Source organism: Denitratisoma sp., from assembly GCA_032027165.1.
Taxonomy (GTDB): Bacteria; Pseudomonadota; Gammaproteobacteria; order Burkholderiales; family Rhodocyclaceae; genus Desulfobacillus.
This window is the reverse complement of sequence record JAVSMO010000001.1, coordinates 1866780-1885256: the sequence shown is the minus strand read 5'-3', so window position 1 is coordinate 1885256 and position 18477 is coordinate 1866780. Positions and strand designations below refer to the sequence as shown.

The 18477-nt window shown below is 69.6% G+C and carries 14 protein-coding genes; 5 read left to right on the top strand and 9 right to left on the bottom strand.

The window, feature by feature from the left end; translation table 11 throughout:
• The first annotated feature begins 14 nt into the window (after positions 1-14).
• The gene (locus ROZ00_09280) at positions 15-839 is read left to right on the top strand and encodes a protein phosphatase 2C domain-containing protein (GenBank protein MDT3736404.1); all 825 of its coding nucleotides are present in this window, start codon (positions 15-17) and stop codon (positions 837-839) included.
• Here the strand turns inward: ROZ00_09280 and ROZ00_09275 are convergent.
• On the bottom strand, positions 799-2064 hold the full coding sequence (locus ROZ00_09275) for an ATP-binding protein (GenBank protein MDT3736403.1): 1266 nt from the start codon (positions 2062-2064) through the stop codon (positions 799-801). The two genes, ROZ00_09280 and ROZ00_09275, sit on opposite strands and share 41 nt — an antisense overlap.
• 212 nt (positions 2065-2276) lie before the next feature.
• Entirely contained in the window at positions 2277-3344 is a 1068-nt protein-coding gene (corA, locus tag ROZ00_09270) for a magnesium/cobalt transporter CorA (protein ID MDT3736402.1), read from the bottom strand.
• 148 nt (positions 3345-3492) lie between these two features.
• On the opposite strand from corA, the gene ROZ00_09265 reads away from it, so the two are divergent.
• From ROZ00_09265 to ROZ00_09250, 4 genes are all read left to right on the top strand, one after another.
• Entirely contained in the window at positions 3493-5085 is a 1593-nt protein-coding gene (locus tag ROZ00_09265) for a Re/Si-specific NAD(P)(+) transhydrogenase subunit alpha (protein ID MDT3736401.1), read from the top strand.
• A 13-nt stretch (positions 5086-5098) separates the two neighbouring features.
• A complete protein-coding gene (gene pntB, locus ROZ00_09260; GenBank protein ID MDT3736400.1) occupies positions 5099-6508 on the top strand; it encodes a Re/Si-specific NAD(P)(+) transhydrogenase subunit beta in 1410 nt (469 codons plus the stop codon).
• Between the two features lie 61 nt (positions 6509-6569).
• Complete coding sequence (locus ROZ00_09255; protein MDT3736399.1) at positions 6570-7829, top strand: TIGR03862 family flavoprotein; 1260 nt, start codon at positions 6570-6572, stop codon at positions 7827-7829.
• 24 nt (positions 7830-7853) lie between these two features.
• Positions 7854-8264, top strand: a complete 411-nt coding sequence (locus tag ROZ00_09250) for a hypothetical protein (GenBank protein MDT3736398.1) — start codon at positions 7854-7856, stop codon at positions 8262-8264.
• Between the two features lie 27 nt (positions 8265-8291).
• On the opposite strand, the gene ROZ00_09245 is transcribed toward ROZ00_09250, so the two are convergent.
• The 7 genes from ROZ00_09245 to ROZ00_09215 all read right to left on the bottom strand — a co-directional run bounded on the left by ROZ00_09245 (position 8292) and on the right by ROZ00_09215 (position 18442).
• A complete protein-coding gene (locus ROZ00_09245; protein ID MDT3736397.1) occupies positions 8292-9137 on the bottom strand; it encodes a hypothetical protein in 846 nt (281 codons plus the stop codon).
• Between the two features lies 1 nt (position 9138).
• Positions 9139-11541 carry a PAS domain S-box protein gene (locus ROZ00_09240; GenBank protein MDT3736396.1) on the bottom strand — a complete coding sequence of 801 codons (2403 nt, stop codon included), beginning with the start codon at positions 11539-11541 and terminating at the stop codon, positions 9139-9141.
• Positions 11542-11597: 56 nt separating this feature from the next.
• The gene (locus ROZ00_09235; GenBank protein ID MDT3736395.1) at positions 11598-14261 is read right to left on the bottom strand and encodes an EAL domain-containing protein; all 2664 of its coding nucleotides are present in this window, start codon (positions 14259-14261) and stop codon (positions 11598-11600) included.
• Positions 14258-14635: a response regulator gene (locus ROZ00_09230; GenBank protein MDT3736394.1), complete on the bottom strand. Its 378-nt coding sequence runs from the start codon at positions 14633-14635 to the stop codon at positions 14258-14260. The genes ROZ00_09235 and ROZ00_09230 overlap by 4 nt, the downstream gene beginning before the upstream one ends.
• A 103-nt stretch (positions 14636-14738) precedes the next feature.
• Positions 14739-16544: a response regulator gene (locus ROZ00_09225; protein ID MDT3736393.1), complete on the bottom strand. Its 1806-nt coding sequence runs from the start codon at positions 16542-16544 to the stop codon at positions 14739-14741.
• A 138-nt stretch (positions 16545-16682) separates the two neighbouring features.
• Positions 16683-17324, bottom strand: a complete 642-nt coding sequence (locus ROZ00_09220; GenBank protein ID MDT3736392.1) for a response regulator transcription factor — start codon at positions 17322-17324, stop codon at positions 16683-16685.
• Positions 17321-18442 carry a sensor histidine kinase gene (locus ROZ00_09215; GenBank protein ID MDT3736391.1) on the bottom strand — a complete coding sequence of 374 codons (1122 nt, stop codon included), beginning with the start codon at positions 18440-18442 and terminating at the stop codon, positions 17321-17323. The genes ROZ00_09220 and ROZ00_09215 overlap by 4 nt, the downstream gene beginning before the upstream one ends.
• Positions 18443-18477: the final 35 nt, after the last annotated feature.

Sequence of the window (18477 nt, the reverse complement as noted above, 5' to 3'; positions counted from 1 at the left end):
AAAGTCCTTCACCCATGGCCCTCAGCGTCGAAACCTGCGCCGCCCAGCATATCGGCGACCGCAAGGAACAACAGGATCGCGTTGCACTGTTCCCCCATCCCAAGCGGCCCGGACTGCTCATGGCCGTGCTGGCCGACGGCATGGGTGGGCATACCGGCGGCGCCATGGCCGCCGAGCAGGTCGTCTTCAAGGCGCGCCAGACTTTCGACGACTATGCGCCGGCCGACGAATCGCCGCAGGACCTGCTGCGCACGATCATCAACGAGACCCATGTCGTCATCAAGCTGACGCGCTTCACCAGCGAGCAGGATCCGCACACCACGGCCTGCGTCCTGCTGTTCCAGGCCGGGCGCGTCGACTGGGCGCACTGCGGCGATTCGCGCATCTACCACTTCCGCAACGACAAGCTGGTCAGCCGCAGCTCCGACCATTCCTACGTGAACGAGATGGTGAAGCAGGGCTACCTCACGCCGGAACAGGCCGAGCACCACCCGCAGAAGAACGTCCTGCTCGGCTGCCTCGGCTCCGAACGGGAGCCGACGATCGATTTCGGCGGCACCGCGCCGCTGGCCGATGGCGACATCTTCCTGCTCTGCTCCGACGGGCTGTGGGCCTATTTCTCGGATGCCGAGCTGGGCGGCGTGCTGGCGGCCCATCCGCCGCGCGCGGCGGCGGAAATCCTCATCCAGCGCTCACGCGACCGCGCCAACGGCCACGGCGACAACTGCTCGCTGGTGATCGTCAAACTGGTGGAAAAGAAAGTCGAGAAGAAGCCGGGGCCGCCGCCCGCCGCGAATCCTAGCGGAGCTCCGCCGGGATTCCATCCGCCCAGAGCGTGAAGCAGAAGGTCGAGCCGCGGCCGGGCTCGGACTCGGCCCAGACGCGGCCGCCGTGGCGCTGCACGATGCGCTGCACGATGGCCAGTCCGATGCCGGTGCCCTCGTATTCGCCCGGCGCATGCACGCGCTGGAACGGCGAGAACAGCTTCGTCGCATGGCGCATGTCGAAGCCGGCGCCGTTGTCGCGCACGAAGTAATACGTCTCGCCGTCCTCCTCCCGCGCGCCGAACTCGATGCGCGAGTCGGCATTCCGTCGCGTGTACTTCCAGGCGTTGCCGATCAGGTTTTCCAGGGCGATGCGCAGCAGTCCGGCATCGGCCCGCACCCGGAGGCCTTCTGCGGCCCGGGCGGTCATGCGGCGCTCGGGCTCCTCGCTGCGCAGGCGCTCGAAGATGCCCGCGGCAATGCCGCCCAGGTCGGTCTCCGCGAGGCGCAAGCCGGCGCGGCCGATGCGCGAGAGCTTGAGCAGGTCGTCCATCAGCCGCCCCATGCGCCCGCTCGCCGCGATGATGCGCCGCAGGTTGTCACGGTCCGCCTCGTCCAGGATATGACCGGCATCCTCGAGGAGGATGTGCGCGAAGCCGTCGAGTGCCCGCAGCGGTGCGCGCAGGTCGTGCGAGACGGAATAGCAAAAGGCCTCCATCTCCCGGTTGGCTTCCTCCAGCTGCCGCGTGCGGTGCTGCACGCGCTCCTCGAGATCGGCGTTCAGCCGGCGGATTTCGTCGACGGCGCGCTGCCGGGAGACGGCCAGCGCCAGGTACTCGGCGACGGTCAGGGCCAGGCGGACCTCATCCGCCGCCATGGCATGCGGCGCGTCGAAATACAGCATGAACTTGCCGAGCAGCCGCCCCTGGTGGGCGATCGGGATGAAGGCCAGCGAGGCGATGCCTTCCGCGCGCAGCACCGGCAGCAGCGGTGCCAGGTCAGGATCCTGCGCCGGGTCGGCCACCAGGACGGGCTCGGGGTTCGCTGCATCGGCGGCCCAGGGCGAATGGCCTTCCGCGGCCGCGCGGTACGGCGCCGAGAGGCCATTCCAGGCGGCAAAGCGCATGACGCCCTGCGAGTCGCAGAGCAGCACGGCGGCGCGGTCTGCACGGACGATCCGGCGCAGCGCCTGCAGGGCCTCGGGATAGATCGCCTCGAGCGAAGTGCTGCGGTTGATGCTCTCGGCCAGGGCGTGCAGGGCGCGCAGCTCCGCCAGGGCGCCTTCGGACGCCGGTTCCATGGGCTGCGCAAAAGCCTGCAAAACGATTCCTCCCTGGGGTGCTGCGGTGTTTTATGCGTCGGCACCGGTCAGGCGGCCTGCCGGGCGATTTTTTTTTGGAGAGGGGATTCTACAGAAGAAAAAAACGCATCGGCGCCCTGTTTCGCGAAGCGGCCATCATTCTTTTTTTCGGCGCCGCTTATGATACCGGCGTACGTGCCATAAAGCAGTTCTTAACCCAGCCAGCGACGGCGCCAGAAGACCGTGACCATTGCCAGCGCTATCGCGCCCATCATGCCGAGCGCGACGAGGAATCCTTCGTTGTCCGCGATCAGGGGCATGTGCCGGAAGTTCATGCCGAAGATGCCGGCGATCAGCGCCGCCGGCATGAACAGCGTGGTGATGACGGTGAGGATGCGCACCTCCATGTTGACCCGGTTGGAGATGCTGGAGAGGTAGATGTCGAGCATGCCTGCGATGAGGTCGCGGATGCCCTCCAGCGATTCGATGACATGCACGGTGTGGTCGTAGATGTCGCGCAGGTAGGGCTGGGTTTCCGCCTTGAAGAAGCGCTGGTCGGCGCGGGTCAGGCTGTTGATGACTTCGCGCAGCGGCCAGACGGCGCGCCGCATGACCATCGTCTCGCGCTTGATCTCGTGGATCTCCTTGAGCAGGGCGGGCGTGGCCTTTTCCAGCAACCGGTCTTCCAGCGCCTCGGTGCGCTCGGTCAGCTGTTCCAGCACGGTGAAGTAGCGGTCGACGAGGGTGTCGAGGAGCGAGTAGGCGAGGTAGTCGGCGCCGAGCTTGCGGATCTGCCCCTTGTCGCCGCGCAGCCGCTCGCGCAGCGGATCGAAGGTGCCGGTCGGCCGCTCCTGGAAGGTCAGCACGAAGTCCGTGCCGAGCACGATGCTGACCTGGTCGGAAGCGACGGTGCCCGTCGCCGCGTCGTACTCGAAGAAGCGGGCGACGATGTAGAGATAGTCGCCGTAGTCGTCCACCTTGGGACGCTGGTCGGTGTTGAGGATGTCTTCCAGCACGAGGGGATGCAGGCTGAAGCGGTGGCCGATTTCCGCGAGGACTTCCGGTTCGTGCAGGCCGTGCACGTTGAGCCAGAGCGTGCCCGGGCCGCGCTGCTTTTCGCGCGACTCGGCGATGGAGGCGAAGCGGGTTTCCTGCAGCGCGCCGGCGTCGTATTCGAATAGGGCGATGTCGGGCTGGGCGGTGCGCCGCTCGCCGACGTGGATGAGGGCGCCGGGGGCGAGGCCGATTTTCTGCGAGCGCAGCTTGCGGGTTTTTTTCATGTTTCAGGCCTCAATCAAGAATGAGCGTGCTGCAACCTACCCACAGCGGATCGATTTAAGTATTATTGCCGCTTATCGTCAAGGTCGGCCGGCTGGCCGGCATCCTGGCGGAATCCAACGCGAAATTACCAAAGAAGGGGAAAGAGCCATGCCGCTGGTCATAGGCGTGCCGAAGGAAACGGCTGCGGGCGAGAAACGTGTCGCCACCGTGCCCGAGGTGGTTGAAAAGCTCATCAAGCTGGGTTTCGCGGTCGCCGTGCAATCCGGCGCCGGCGATGCCGCCAATTTCAGCGACGATGCCTACCGCGCCGCCGGCGCCGAGGTCGTCGACGGCGCCACCGCCCTGTGGGCGAAGGCCGACATCGTCTTCAAGGTGCGCGGTCCCTCCGCCGAGGAAGTCGGCCTGCTGCGCGAGGGCACGACGCTGATCTCCTTCATCTGGCCGGCGCAGAATCCCGAGCTGATGCAGCAGCTCGCCGCCCGCAAGGCGACCGTGCTGGCCATCGATTCGCTGCCGCGCACGCTCTCCCGCGCGCAGAAGATGGACGCCCTGACTTCGCAGGCCGGCGTCGCCGGCTACCGCGCCGTCATCGAGGCCGCCAACGCCTTCGGCCGCTTCTTCAACGGCCAGATCACCGCCGCCGGCAAGGTGCCGCCGGCCAAGGTCTTCATCGCCGGCGCCGGCGTGGCGGGACTCGCGGCGATCGGCACCGCCGCCGGCCTCGGCGCCATCGTGCGCGCCAACGACACCCGCGCCGAAGTGGCCGACCAGGTCGTCTCGCTGGGCGGCGAGTTCGTCAAGGTCGATTACGAGGAGGAAGGCTCCGGCGGCGGCGGCTACGCCAAGGTGATGAGCGAGGGCTTCCAGCAGGCCCAGCGCGAGATGTACGCCAAACAGGCCCGCGAGGTGGACATCATCATCACCACCGCGCTGATCCCCGGCAAGCCGGCGCCCCGTCTGATCACCGCCGAGATGGTGCAGTCGATGCGCCCGGGCAGCGTCATCGTCGACATGGCCGCCGAGCAGGGCGGCAACTGCGAGCTGACCGAGCCGGGCCAAGCGGTGGTCAGGCACGGCGTCACCATCATCGGCTACACCGATCTCGTCGGCCGCCTGTCGAAGCAGTCGTCGACGCTGTACGCGACCAACCTGTTCCGCCTCGCCGAGGAGCTGTGCAAGACCAAGGACGGCAACATCGACGTCAACATGGACGACGAGGCCATCCGCGGCCTCACCGTCATCAAGGACGGCACGATCACCTGGCCGCCGCCCCCGCCGAAGGCGCCGGCGGCGCCGCCGCAAGCCAAACCGGCCGCGGCGGCCGCGCCCGCCGCCAAGGGCGGTCACGGCCACGGCGCCGGCGAGCCGATGGCCGGCAGCACGCTGGCGATCATGTTCGGCGTCGCCGCCGCGCTGTTCTGGCTGATCGGCGCCTACGCGCCGGCCTCCTTCCTCGGCCATTTCACGGTGTTCGTGCTGGCCTGCTTCATCGGCTACATGGTGATCTGGAACGTCACGCCCTCGCTGCACACGCCGCTGATGAGCGTCACCAACGCCATCTCCAGCATCATCGCCATCGGCGCCCTGGTGCAGATCGCGCCGCCCCTGGCCGATGGCACGGCCGGGCGGCCGGACACGCTGATCCGCTGGCTGGCGGTGGTGGGAATCGCGCTCACCGCCATCAACATGTTCGGCGGCTTCGCCGTCACCCGCCGCATGCTGGCGATGTTCCGCAAGTAAGGGGAAGCGACAAATGACTTCAAGCCTGACGACCGTCGCTTACCTCGGCGCGACCATCCTCTTCATCCTCAGCCTCGGCGGCCTCTCCAATCCGGAGACCTCGCGGCGCGGCAACCTCTACGGCATCATCGGCATGACCATCGCCGTGCTCGCCACGGTGCTCGGCCCGCGCGTGGCCGCCGCCGGCATCCCCTGGATCGTCGCCGCCATGGTGGCGGGCGGCGCCATCGGCCTCTACGCCGCGCGCGCCGTGCAGATGACGCAGATGCCCGAACTGGTGGCGATCATGCACAGCCTGGTCGGCCTCGCCGCCTGCCTGGTCGGCTTCGCCAGTTACGTCGACACCTCGATCCAGTACACCGGCGCCGAGAAGGCCATCCACGAGATCGAGATCTACGTCGGCATCCTCATCGGCGCGGTGACCTTCTCCGGCTCGGTGATCGCCTTCGGCAAACTTTCCGGCAAGATCGGCGGCAAGCCGCTGCTGCTGCCGGCGCGCCACTGGCTCAACCTCGCCGGCCTGCTGGTGGTGCTCTGGTACGGCCGCGAGTTCGTCATGGCGCCCTCCATCGAGGCCGGCATGACGCCGCTGATCGTCATGACCGTCATCTCGCTCCTCTTCGGCATCCACATGGTGATGGCCATTGGCGGCGCCGACATGCCGGTGGTGGTGTCGATGCTCAACAGCTACTCGGGCTGGGCGGCGGCGGCGACCGGCTTCATGCTGTCGAACGACCTGCTCATCGTCACCGGCGCGCTGGTCGGTTCCTCCGGCGCCATCCTCTCCTACATCATGTGCCGCGCCATGAACCGCAACTTCATCAGCGTCATCGCCGGCGGATTCGGCACCGGCGGCGGCGCGCCGGCGGCGAAAGCCGGCGAGCAGCCGGCCGGAGAAGTCAGTCCCGTCAGCGCGGCGGAGACGGCGGAGATGCTGCGCGAGGCCAAGAACGTCATCATCGTGCCGGGCTACGGCATGGCGGTGGCGCAGGCCCAGCACACGGTGTTCGAGATCACCAAACACCTGCGCGAGAAGGGCGTCAACGTGCGCTTCGGCATCCACCCGGTGGCCGGCCGCATGCCCGGCCACATGAACGTGCTGCTGGCGGAAGCGAAAGTCCCCTACGACATCGTGCTCGAGATGGACGAGATCAACGAGGACTTCCCCGACACCGACGTCGCCATGGTGATCGGCGCCAACGACATCGTGAACCCGGCGGCGCAGGACGACCCGACCAGCCCCATCGCCGGCATGCCGGTGCTGGAAGTGTGGAAGGCGAAGACCTCCATCGTCATGAAGCGCTCGATGGCCTCCGGCTACGCCGGCGTCGACAACCCGCTCTTCTACAAGGACAACAACCGCATGCTGTTCGGCGACGCCAAGAAGATGCTCGACGAGGTGCTGGTGGCCCTCAAGGCCTGAGCCTTCCCGGCCGATGCCGCGACGACGCCCGCGCCTGCGGGCGTCGTCGTTTTCGACCCTCATGACGAACCTTTCCCAACGCTCGGTTGCAATCGTCGGCGGCGGCCCCGCCGGCCTGATGGCGGCGGAGGCGCTGAGCCGCGGCGGCGTGCGGGTCGACGTCTACGACGCCATGCCCTCGCTCGGCCGCAAGTTCCTGCTGGCGGGCAAGGGCGGGTTGAACCTCACGCATGCCGAGCCGCGCGAGCTGTTCCTCTCGCGCTACGGCGGACGCCGCGCGCGCATCGAACCGCTGCTCGACGCCTTCGGCCCCGAGGCCCTGCGCGAATGGGCGCGCGGGCTCGGCGTCGAAACCTTCGTCGGCAGCTCCGGCCGCGTGTTTCCCGTCGAGAAGAAGGCGGCGCCGCTGCTGCGCGCCTGGCTGCACCGCCTGCGCGAGGCCGGCGTGCGCTTCCATGTGCGCCACCGCTGGCTGGGCTGGGATGCGGCAGGCGCGCTGAGATTCCAAGCGCCGCAGGGGGAGCAAGCCGTGCGCGCCGACGCCGTGGTGCTGGCCCTGGGCGGCGGCAGCTGGCCGCAGCTCGGCTCCGACGGCGCCTGGGTGCCGCAGCTCGTGCAGCGCGGCGTCGACGTGGCGGCGCTGCGGCCGGCCAATTGCGGCTTCGACATCGGCTGGAGCGAACACTTCCGCACGCGCTTCGCCGGCCATCCCGTGAAATCCGTGGTGGCGTCGCTCGCGGATGAGGATGGCGCCGTCGAGCGCCGGCAGGGCGAGTTCGTCGTGACGGCGAGCGGCATCGAAGGCAGCCTGGTCTACGCGCTGTCGGCGCGGCTGCGCGACGAAATCGCCGCCCGGGGCTCAGCCGTCCTCCACCTCGACCTCGCGCCCGGCCGCGACCTGCCGCGCCTGGTCGACGAGCTGTCGCGGCCGCGCGGCGCACGCTCGCTGTCCAGCCACCTGCAAAGTTGCATCGGCCTCAAGGGCGTCAAGGTCGGGCTGCTGCGCGAAGTGCTGCCGGCGGAGGATTTCGCCGACCCCGCCCGCCTCGCCGCCGCGATCAAGGCGCTGCCGCTGCGGCTGGTGGCGCCGCGCCCGATAGCCGAGGCGATCAGCAGCGCCGGCGGCGTGATGTTCGAGGCGCTCGACGAGCGCCTGATGATCCGCCAATTGCCCGGCGTGTTCTGCGCCGGCGAGATGCTGGACTGGGAGGCGCCGACCGGCGGCTATCTCCTCACCGCCTGCTTCGCCAGCGGCCGCGCGGCGGGCCTGGGTGTCCTGGCCTGGCTGGCCGGGGCCCGCCAGCCGCTTCTTCAGCTTTAGGGCCAAAGGGATCAGAATTGATGCATGGACACCCTCGGCAGGATGCGCAAGCTCGGCTTCCGGAAGTGGTATGAGCGCCAGCTCATCGAGGGCCATCTTTACCTGACGACCTGCTTCCTCGGCATCATCGCCGTGGCCTCCTCGCTCGAACTGTTCGGCGGCCGCAAGGGCCCGGGCGGCCTGGTCCTGGCGCTGGCCGTCGGCCTCGGCGGCGTCTGGGTGAGCCTGTTCTGCTGGGAGCGCTACAAGCGCATCATGCTGGTCGCCGAGCACATCGGCGACCACGCCCACTGCCCCGCCTGCAATGCCTACGCGAAGTTCAGCATCGTCGACGCCGGCCGCGCCCTGCACGAGGAGCCCGCCAACATCGCCGATCCCAAGGAAGTCTGGCTCAAGGTGTGCTGCCGCAAGTGCGGCGAGGAGTGGACGATCTAGGCGGCTGCAATTGCTGCGGTCGGAAAGTCAGTCCCGGCGGGACGGCGCCGGCCAGGCAACGCTGCCGGCGCCCGGGGGCTGGTGCAGGCATTCGTTCAGGTCCGCGTCGGTTTCCGTGGCGGCATCGGCCTGGGAGTCGTCCTTCAGGCCGGTCACGACATGCGCCATCCGCTCGGCGTTGTCGAGCGACGCTTCGACGAGTTCGGCGAAGTCGCGCAGGGCATGCTCCAGCCCGTGCTCCTGCCAGTACGCTTTCAGCGCGGCGGCATCGGACTGTCCGATCAGGCCGGCGAGCCGGACGAAGTGGCGCAGATAGCTGCGCGCCGTGGCGAGATTGCAGAGGATGAGATCGAGCGGAGCGTCGAGTTCCTGCGCGATTCCGGCGGCCTGGCGTTCGGCCTGGTAGAGCTGGCTCCAGGTGCGCTCGATGGTCGCCACCTGGACCTGCACGCGCGCTTCGAGCTCGCCGGCCAGCGCGCGATAGTGCGCCTCGGCACCGGCGAGCGCGGCATGCCGTTCGAGCAGCGCCCGGTAATCCTCCTGTGCCGCCTGCAGATGCAGGCCGGCGGCCATGCCAAGGCGTTCGCCCGCCTCGAAGACCAGTTCGAGGAAGTCGGCGGCGGCACGCAGGTTTTCCGGTGCGGCGGACGGTGCGGACAGCGTGCCGACGCGATCAAGCCGATATTGCAGCGGGACGCCGTCCACGCCGCGCGACGCGCGGCGATCGCCCAGCAACGTCTCCCCGTTGTTGTCGCACAGGCGGAAATCCTCGCCGAGCAACCCGCGCAGCACGCCGTCCAGGCGCGTCGGGCGAATGTCGGCGATCAAGGATTTCAGGTCGATGTCGCAGTCGATGCGTTCAGGGTCGTCCATGTCATGCCTCCAGTGGCGCCCAGCCGTCGTCCGCCGGCTGGAGCATTTCGCTGCGCAGGTCGGCCTCATCCCACAGCGTGAAGAAGAATGTCGCGCCCGATCCCGGCGCGGCCTCGGCCCAGATGCGGCCGCCGTGCCGGGCGACCACGCGATGCGCCGTGGTGAGGCCGACGCCCTGTCCGCCGAACTCCTCCTCGCGATGCAGGCGGTGGAACATGCGGAACAGCTTGTCGGCGAAGCGCATGTCGAAGCCGGCGCCGTTGTCGCGCACGAAGTAGATGCAGCGGCCGCGCTCGTCCGTACGGGCGCCGAAGGCGATGCGGCCGCGGGCCGTCCTGGACGTGTACTTCCAGGCGTTGCCGAGCAGGTTGGCCAGCATGAGGCGCAGCAGCCGCGCGTCGCCCTCGGCGGCGGGCGTTTCTGCGATGTCGGCTTCCATCGTGCGCCCCGGCTCCCGCTCGCACAGCTCGGCGACCAGTTCGCGCGCCATGTCGGAGAGGCGCACCGGGCGCAGGTAAAGCGGTGCGCGGGATAGCACTGACAGGTCGTAGAGCGCCTCGATCAGCTCGCCCATCCGCGCCGTCGCGGCGACGATGCGCCGCAGGTGGTCGTGTCCGGTCGCGTCGAGCCGGCCGTGGCAGTCCTCGAGCAGGGCCTGGCTGAAGCCTTCGATGGCGCGCAACGGCGTGCGCAAGTCGTGCGATACGGAAAAGTTGAAGGCATCGAGCTCGCGGTTGGCTTCTTCCAGCGCCGCCGTGCGGGCGCGCACGCGCGCCTCCAGGGTGGCGGCCAGCTCGGAGATCCGCTGCTCGGCCTGGATCTGCTCCGTGATGTCGAGGTGGCAGCCCATCCAGGTGCGGCGCTTGCTCACCGGATCGTCGAGGAGGTTGCCGCGCGAGAGCACCCAGCGCCACGCGCCGTCCTTGTGCCGGATGCGGAAGCGGTTCTGGTATTCGCCCTGCGGATTGGCCGCATAGGCGCGGGCCGCCGCATGCACGCGCGTCAGGTCGTCGGGATGGATCAGACGGTCGAAGTCCGCGGCGGAGTTGCCGATTTCCCCTTCGGCGTAGCCGAACAGCGCCTTCCAGTTGGAGGTGAACTGGAAGTCCCAGCTTTCGACATCGCGTTCCCATAGCCCGATACCGGCCGCCTTCACGGCCTGTTCGAGCCAGTGCCGCGTCCTTTCCAGGATGTTCTGCGCGATCACCCGCTCGGTGACGTCGCGGCCGATGCCCCGGTAGCCCTGGAAGCGGCCGCCCGCGCCGAACACCGGCTTGCCGCTCACCGAAAACCAGCGAGGCGATCCGCCGGGGACACGGATGACGTAGGTGAAATCGCGGAAGACCTCCTGGCGTTCGAGCAGGGCGCGGTGCGCGGCCCATTGCGCCGCATCGACGCCCTCGATGGGCAGCTCCCAGCGTGTTTTTCCCAGGCTGTCGGCGACGCGGAAGCCGCCCTTGTTGCAGACCCCGCCCGACATGTAAGTGAAGCGGAATTCGGCGTCTTGCTCCCAGTACCAGTCGGCCGACAGTTCCGCGTAGTCGCGGAAGCGCTGTTCCGACAGTCGCAGGGCCTCGGCCTTGCGCTCGTGGGCGAGCGCCAGGCGGGCCACTTCGAGCGCGAAGCGTATGGTGCGCTCGTCCTCGGCGTCCGGTTCGCCCGCCACCCGCGGCAGCAGGACCAGGGCGCCGAGGGTTTCGCCGCCCTGCACGACCGGATAGGCCCAGACCGCGCCGACGCCGTAGTCGCGGCGCAAGGCGGCGGTTTCCGGGGCGGCGTCCGGCCCGGCGGTGTTCGCCACGACGACGCGCCCGCTGCGCACCGCTTCGGCACAGGCCATGCCGCTGGTCGCCAGGGGCAGGGTTGCATGCTCGGCGCGATAGCGCGGCGGCAGACCGGGTGCGGCGAGGCAGGTCAGGTTCTGGCCGTCGACCAGCATCACGGCGACCTGCAGCGGATGGCGCGAGACGTCCGCCAGCGTCATGCAAAGGTCCTCCATCACGGCGCTGAGCGGGCAATGGCCGGCGATCAGGCGCAGCAGGCGCCGCTCCTGCCCGGCCAGGTTCTCCAGCCGCCGGCGCTGGTCGATGTCGCTCAGGAAGCCGGTGACGCCGATGCAGTTGCCGGCCGCGTCGACATGCGGCACCGAGGAGACGGCGACCCACACCGGCGTGCCGTCCTTGCGGCGCAGGCGGTATTCGATGGTGCCGGCGCTGCCGGCCAGGCGCTGTGCGAAGTTGTGCTGCGCGCGCGTCAGCCCGTCCTCGAAATGCAGGACGCTGTAGTGCAGGCCGGTCAGTTCGTCCGCGCTGTAGCCGAGCATGCCGGCGGCGCGCGCATCGACCTGGACGAAAACGCCCCGGGCGTCCTGGCGGAACACGCCCTGCGCGCTCTCAACAACCATATCGGCGGTCCGGACGGGCGGTCCGCTCTCGCGCCTGGCCGTTCTTGCCTGCCGGTTCATGGCGCCGTCCTGGCGAGACTGACTTTCGTCTTGCCGCGCGGACGCGACGGGCGTTCCGCATCGCCCTGCAGCGCCGCCTCCAGTTCCGCCAGCCGGGCGCACGCATTGCGGTACTGGAGGCTGAGCTGGGTGTTCTCGCGCTGCAGCGCTTCGCGGCCGAAGGCCTCGCGGACGATGGCGCGCAGTTGCTCGTCGTCCCAGGGCTTGGTGACGTAGCGGTAGACCGCGCCGGCGTTGATCGACTCGATCACCGACTGGGGGTCGGTGCCGCCCGAGAGCATGATGCGCACGACGTCGGGATGCAGCTCCTTGACGTGGCCGAGGAACTCCGCCCCGCTCATGCCGGGCATGCGCTGGTCGGCGACGATCACGCCGACGCGGTTCGCCGCCAGCAGGTCGAAGGCCTCGGCGGCGTCGCGGGCGGCGAGGATGCGGTAGCCGTCCGGGCGCAACAGGCGCTGCAGGGCGGCGCGGATGTAGGCGTCGTCGTCGACCAGCAGCAGGGTGCGCATTCCCGCGTCGGCGGCGCGCACGTGCCGGATGGACGTGCCGCCCTTGCCGAGCAGGGTGGTGGCGTCGACGGACGGAAGTGGCCTGCCGATCAGGTAGCCCTGCGCATGGTCGCAGCCGCGCTGGGCGAGGAAGCCGAGCTGGCCATCGTTTTCGACGCCCTCGGCGACGACCTTCAGGCGCAGCGAGTGCGCCATGGCGATGATCGAGGCGCAGATGGCGGCGTCGTCCGGGTTGGAAACGAGGTCGCTGACGAAGGACTGGTCGATCTTCAGCACATCGATGGGGAAGCGGCGCAGATAGGCCAGGCTCGAGTAGCCGGTGCCGAAATCGTCGACCGCCAGCGTGATGCCCATCGCCTTGAGCTCGGCCAGGATGCGGCCGGACTGGTCGGGATCGTCCATGATCATCGATTCGGTCAGTTCCAGCTCGAGGTTGCGCGCCGTCAGGCCGCAGGCCGCCAGCGTGGCGGCGACGGTCTGGGCCAGGCCGGGCCGGGCGAACTGGCGGGCGGAGAGGTTCACGGCGACGCGCAGGTCCGGGTCGAAGCGCTCGATCCAGGTTCTTGCCTGGCGGCAGGCTTCGCCGAGCACCCATTCGCCGATGGGCACGATGAGGCCGGTTTCCTCGGCGAGCGGGATGAATTCGGCCGGCGGGATCAGGCCGCGCTCGGGATGGCGCCAGCGCAGCAGGGCCTCGAAGCCGCAGACGGCGCCGTCGCGGGCGAGGTCCACCTGCGGCTGGTAGTACACCTCGAACTCGCGGCGCTCGAGCGCGCCGCGCAGGGCGTTCTCCAGATCGAGCAGCCGGGCCGCGGCGGCGTTCATCTCAGCCGCGTAGAAGCGATGGGCGTTGCGCCCGCCGCGCTTGGCGGCGTACATGGCGGTGTCGGCGTTTTTCAGCAGCGACTCGACGTCCTCGCCGTCGCGCGGACTGAGCGCGATGCCGAAACTCGCGGTGCAATGGATGGTGCGCCCGTCGACCTTCATAGGCGGGACCAGCGCGGCAGTCAACTTGTGAACCACGGCGGCGGCGCCGGCTTCGTCGGCGACGTCGGGCAGGACGACGACGAACTCGTCCCCGCCGAGGCGGGCCACGGTGTCCTCCTCGCGCAGGCTGCCGGCGAGGCGCTCGGCGACCTGGCATAGCATGCTGTCGCCGGCCTTGTGGCCGAGGCTGTCGTTGATGGTCTTGAAGCGGTCGATGTCGATCAGCATCAGCGCCAGCGTGCCGCCCTCGCGGTCGTGGCGGGCCAGGCCCTGGCGCAGGCGCTCCTGCATCAGCTTGCGGTTGGGCAGGCCGGTCAGCGCGTCATGGTGGGCGGCGCGGTAAAGCAGGGCCTGGCTTTCCTTGTGCCGGGTGACGTCGCTGGCGACGCCGTCGATGCGCATCGGGCGGCCCTGCTCATCCATGATCACGCGCGAGCGGTCGAACAGCCAGCGTATCGTGCCGTCGGGGCGCACGATGCGGTATTCGGCGCTGTTGGCGCCGCTGCGCAGGGTGTTCCTGAGGTAGCCGCGCATGCGGTCGCGGTCGCCGGGGTGGATGACTTTCCTGTGCCAGAACTTGAGTCCGCGTTTGAGGCTGTCGAGCGGATGGCCGAGGATGAATTCAGCCGCCGGGTTGAGGTGCGCGACACGCAGGTCGGGCAGGCTGACCGACCAGACGATGTCGCCGAGGGCGTTCAGGATGCTGTCGAGGCGATGGCGCTGCTCGCGCAGGGCCTGTTCGGCGGCGAGACGGTTGCGGCGGCTGGCGGCTTCGTCCAGTTCGCGCGCCACCGCCGGCGCCAGCCGCTTCAGGTTGTGCTTGAGCAGGTAGTCCTGGGCGCCGGCGCGCATGGCGCCGACGGCGACGTCCTCGCCGATGTTGCCGGAAACGATGATGAAGGGCAGGTCCGGATCGTGCCGCTTGGTCATCTCCAGCGCCTGGAAGGCGCTGAACTCCGGCAGCGAGTAATCGGAGATGACGATGTCCCAGGCGCCGGCGTCGAGCGCCTCGCGCATCGCTTTGGCGGTGTCGACGCGGATGTGCTCCGGCGCGAAGCCGCCCTTGGCGAGGGTGCGCATCAGCAGGACGGCGTCGTCGGCGGTGTCCTCGACGAGCAGCACGCGCAGCGGGCGTCGTGCGGCCGCGATCGCCTCGTTCACGGCCGCGCCTCCTGCCCGCCGCGGCGGGCGAGGCCGGCGAGCAGCCGCGGCAGCTCTCTGCCGAGCGCGTCCTTGCCGGTGCAATCGTCGGCGCCCGCCGCCAGGCTGCTGCCGCGGTAGGCGGCGGCATCGTCGGCCAGCAGGACGATGCACGCGGCGGGGGCCAGCGTCCGCAGCGCGTGCATTCCGCAGCCGGCGCCGCGCCGGCCGAGCGCATAGTCGATCAGGATCATGTCCGACCGGCGCGTTTCATCCTGGTCGAGCGCGTCCTGCAGCGAGGCGGCGACAAGACACTCGCATTCCGGCAGGGCGGCGATGAAGTTGCGGCTGGCCTGACGGAACAGCGGATTCGGATCGATCACCAGGATTTTCATGGCAACACGGCTGTTGGGGATGGAGGCATCATCCGCCCGCAGCAGGGCGACCGGAATCGGCGATTTCCCGAGATGGCATCGGGAAATTCCCGATGCCGTGCGCTCAAATCCCTGCCGCGGGCGGGGGCAAGGTGAAGAAGAAGGCGGCGCCCTTGCCGGGCGCGGCTTCGGCCCAGATGCGGCCGCCGTGGCGGGCGACGATGCGGGCGGCCGTGGCCAGGCCGATGCCGGTGCCCTCGAAGTCTTCCGCGCGGTGAAAGCGCTGGAAGGGCTCGAACAGGCGCTTCGCGTGCTGCGGGTCGAAGCCGGCGCCGTCGTCGCGGACATGGAAGACCCGGTCTCCGCCGGTTTCCGTGCAGCCGAACTCGATGTGGGCGGCCGCCTGCCGGCCGGTGTATTTCACGGCGTTTCCCAGCAGGTTCTGCAGCAGCACGCGCAGCAGCCGCGGGTCGCCCATCGCCGTGCAACCGGCGGCGACCCGGGTGCTTACCGCGTGCCCCGGCGCGACGCGCAACAACTCGCCCAGGATGTCCGCGGCGAGCGCGCTCACGTCGACCTCGGCGGGCAGCAGTTCCTGGCGGCCGGCCATCGACAGGGCCAGCAGGTCGTCGATCAGCGCGTTCATGCCGCGCGCCGCATGGCAGATGCGGTCCAGGTGTTCGCGCCCCTCCTCGTCCAGCCTGGCGGCGTGGTCCTCGAGCAGGATGCGGGCGAAGCCTTCGATGCTGCGCAGCGGCGCGCGCAGGTCGTGCGAGGCCGAATAGGCGAAGGCCTCCAGCTCGCGGTTGGCCGCGGCCAGTTCCGCCGTGCGCGCTTCCACGCGCTGCTCCAGCTCGGCATTGGCGCGCTGCAGTTCCGCCTCGGCCTCGCGGCGCAGCGCCTCCCGTTCGTAGTTATGCAGAGCGAACGAGAGATCGGCGGCCATTTCCGTGACCAGGGCCATCAGCCGGTCGTCGAAGAAATTCCTTTCGCTCGAATACAGGGTCAGGGAGCCGACGGCGTGCCCGTCGAGGCGCAGCGGCACGGCGGCGGCGGCGCGCAGCCCCGCTTCGCGCAGGACCCCGCGAATCGCGGCGTGCTCGGGCGCCGCTTCCAGATCGTTGCAGAGATGGACGCGGTCCTCGCCGACGGCATACTCCGCCGGGGCGCGGCGCGGGCCGCGGATGCCGAAGGGTCGCAGGCTGGCGAACAGCCGCTCGCAATCGCCGTACCGGGCAGCGGGGACGATCTCGCCGCTGCGCGCATCGAGCAGCCCGATCCAGGCCAGGTCGAGGCCGCCGCGCGTGACGGCGATGCGGCAGACGGCCTCGAACAGCGCCTGCCGGTCGGCGAGATGGACGATCGCCTGGTTGGTCTCGCTGAGGGCGGCATACAGCCGGGACAGCCGGATGATGAGCGTCTCCGAGGCGGCCAGCTCGGCGACGCGCTGTTCGAGCTGGACGCTCTTCTCCTCGAGCTTGCCGACCAGCACCTCATTGTAGAGCTTCAGACTGTCCGCCTCGTCTGGCGCAGGCCGGCCCGGCGGCAGGGTGCCGGTCCGCGCCTGCGCGAGCACTTCTTGCAGGCGCCGCATAAAGACGCTCGGTTCGGTCGGCTTGAGGATGAAGGCGTCGGCACCGAGGTCGAGCGCCAGTTGCTCGTCCTTGGCGTCGGTGTAGGTGGCGGTGTAGACGATGAAGGGGATGCGGGCGAGATCGGCGTCGGCCTTCCATGCACGCAGCAGGGCGTAGCCGTCCATCTCCGGCATCAGCAGGTCGCTGATGATGACGTCCGGCGTCCGCTGCTGCGCCAGTGCCAGCGCCGCGGCGCCGTTCTCCGCCTCGGCGGTTTCGAAGCCATGGCCCTTCAGCACCGCCCGCAGCAGGTAGCGGTTCTCCGGCCTGTCGTCGACGATCAGGGCGTGCGTCATGGATGCACCTCCGTGAATTGCCCGCTTCGGGCCGCGCCGCCACGAGACGGACCGCGGATCAAGCTACTCCGTCGGCGTGGCGCGGTCAATCATGCCGTCCGCGGGCGCCGCCCCGCCGAAACTGACTTTTGCCGCACCCTAGTCGGCGCTGACCAGCCCGTTGCGGATGGCGTAGCGCACCAGGCTGGCGAGGTCGTGCAGGTCGAGCCGCTCCATGATCTGGGCGCGGTAGGTCTCCACCGTCTTCGCCGAGAGCTGCAGGTCGTAGGCGATTTCCTTGACGCTCTTGCCGAGTGCCAGCAGGCGCAGCACCTCGAGTTGGCGCGCGGTCAGCGCCGGCTTCGGCGCCTCGCCGGCCTTCTGGCGCGATTCGAGCAGCTGGCTGGTGATGCGCGGGGAGAGATAGGTCTGGCCGGCGGACACTGCCTCCAGTGCCGCCTGCAGCTCGAGCGTGGCGGCATCCTTCAGCAGGTAGCCGGCCACGCCAAGGGAGAGCGCGCGGTTCACGTATTCCTCGGCGGCATGCATGGAGAGGATGACGACACGGGGCGGCGGCGACTGCGCCAGGATGCGCTCGGCCGCCTGCAGGCCGTTGAGGCCGGGCATGGTGATGTCGAGCAGCACCACGTCGGGCGCGTGCGCCTGCGCGAGGGCGACGGCCTCTTCGCCGTTGTCCGCCTCCGCGACCACCGTGACGCCGTCCATGCCGTCGAGCAGGGCGCGCAGGCCGGCGCGCACCAGCGTGTGGTCGTCGGCGAGCAGCAGGCGCAGGGGCTTCATGGGCGCGCCGCTCCGGCCGGCAGCGGAAAGCAGGCGCGCACGTGGGTGCCGCCGCCGCTGCGGCTGGCGAGGCGGATCTCGCCGCCGGCCAGCGCGACGCGCTCGTTCATGCCGACCAGGCCGAGGCTGGCGCCCTCCAGCGCGCGAGCGCGGGCGGCGGCGAGGTCGAAGCCGCGGCCGTCGTCGCGCACGTCGAGGCAAAACTGGCCGCCATCCTCCTTCAGCTCGATGTGCACCGAGGTCGCTTCGGCGTGACGCAGAATGTTGGTGAGCGCCTCCTGGGCGACGCGGAAACAGGCCGTCTCGGCCGCGCTGCCGATGCGCGGCAGGCTCTCCGGCGCCGTCAGCTCGATCGCCGGCCCGTCCTCGCGCGTGTGCCGCTTGACCAGCCATTGCAGGGCGGCGCGCAGGCCGAGGTCGTCGAGCTGCGGCGGGCGCAGGTCGAGCGAGAGCCGGCGCACCTGGTCGAGCACCTGGCCGGCGACGCCGGCGATTTCCGCCGTGAGCCCGCGCGCCTTTTCGTCGTCGATGCGGCGCGCGAGCGCCTCCAGGTTGAGCTTGATGGCGGTGAGAGACTGGCCGATCTCGTCGTGCAGCTCGCGGGCGATGTGGCGCCGCTCGGCTTCCTGCATCTCCAGCATGCGGTTGGAGAGCGCCTGCAGGCGCAGCCGGGCGTGCTGCAGCGCCAGTTCGTCGCGCCGCCGGGCGCGGCGCATGCCGGCTTCGCGCAGCTCGCGCTCGATGGCGGCGCCGAGGCGCGTCAGGTTGCCCTTGATCAGGTAGTCGTGGGCGCCGGCCTTCATGGCCGCGACGGCGACGTCCTCGCCGATGTTGCCGGAGACGATGATGAAGGGCAGGTCGGGATCGAAGGCGGCAACCTGGTGCAGGGCCATCAGGCCGGAGAAATCGGGCAGGGTGTAGTCCGAAAGGACGATGTCCCAACTGCCCGCCCGCAGCGCCCCGTCGAGCTCCTCGGCCGTCTGCACGCGGGCATAGTCCGGCGCATAGCCGGCGCGCCGCAGTGACCGCAGCAGCAGTGCGACATCGTCGGGGGTGTCCTCGACGATGATGGCCCGCAGCGGCTTGGCCGCCGCCGGGCTCGTTTCAGGATCGGTCATGACACGGATCTGGGAGTCGTGACCGAAAAATGATA

Excerpts from the sequence above, each read along its gene's own strand:
- ROZ00_09275 (MDT3736403.1), bottom strand. The coding sequence starts at position 2,064 with ATGGAACCGGCGTCCGAAGGCGCCCTGGCGGAGCTGCGCGCCCTGCAC.
- ROZ00_09245 (MDT3736397.1), bottom strand. The coding sequence starts at position 9,137 with ATGGACGACCCTGAACGCATCGACTGCGACATCGACCTGAAATCCTTG.
- ROZ00_09255 (MDT3736399.1), top strand. The coding sequence starts at position 6,570 with ATGACGAACCTTTCCCAACGCTCGGTTGCAATCGTCGGCGGCGGCCCC.
- ROZ00_09265 (MDT3736401.1), top strand. The coding sequence starts at position 3,493 with ATGCCGCTGGTCATAGGCGTGCCGAAGGAAACGGCTGCGGGCGAGAAA.
- ROZ00_09250 (MDT3736398.1), top strand. The coding sequence starts at position 7,854 with ATGGACACCCTCGGCAGGATGCGCAAGCTCGGCTTCCGGAAGTGGTAT.
- corA (MDT3736402.1), bottom strand. The coding sequence starts at position 3,344 with ATGAAAAAAACCCGCAAGCTGCGCTCGCAGAAAATCGGCCTCGCCCCC.
- ROZ00_09220 (MDT3736392.1), bottom strand. The coding sequence starts at position 17,324 with ATGAAGCCCCTGCGCCTGCTGCTCGCCGACGACCACACGCTGGTGCGC.
- ROZ00_09225 (MDT3736393.1), bottom strand. The coding sequence starts at position 16,544 with ATGACGCACGCCCTGATCGTCGACGACAGGCCGGAGAACCGCTACCTG.
- pntB (MDT3736400.1), top strand. The coding sequence starts at position 5,099 with ATGACTTCAAGCCTGACGACCGTCGCTTACCTCGGCGCGACCATCCTC.
- ROZ00_09240 (MDT3736396.1), bottom strand. The coding sequence starts at position 11,541 with ATGGTTGTTGAGAGCGCGCAGGGCGTGTTCCGCCAGGACGCCCGGGGC.
- ROZ00_09215 (MDT3736391.1), bottom strand. The coding sequence starts at position 18,442 with ATGACCGATCCTGAAACGAGCCCGGCGGCGGCCAAGCCGCTGCGGGCC.
- ROZ00_09280 (MDT3736404.1), top strand. The coding sequence starts at position 15 with ATGGCCCTCAGCGTCGAAACCTGCGCCGCCCAGCATATCGGCGACCGC.
- ROZ00_09230 (MDT3736394.1), bottom strand. The coding sequence starts at position 14,635 with ATGAAAATCCTGGTGATCGATCCGAATCCGCTGTTCCGTCAGGCCAGC.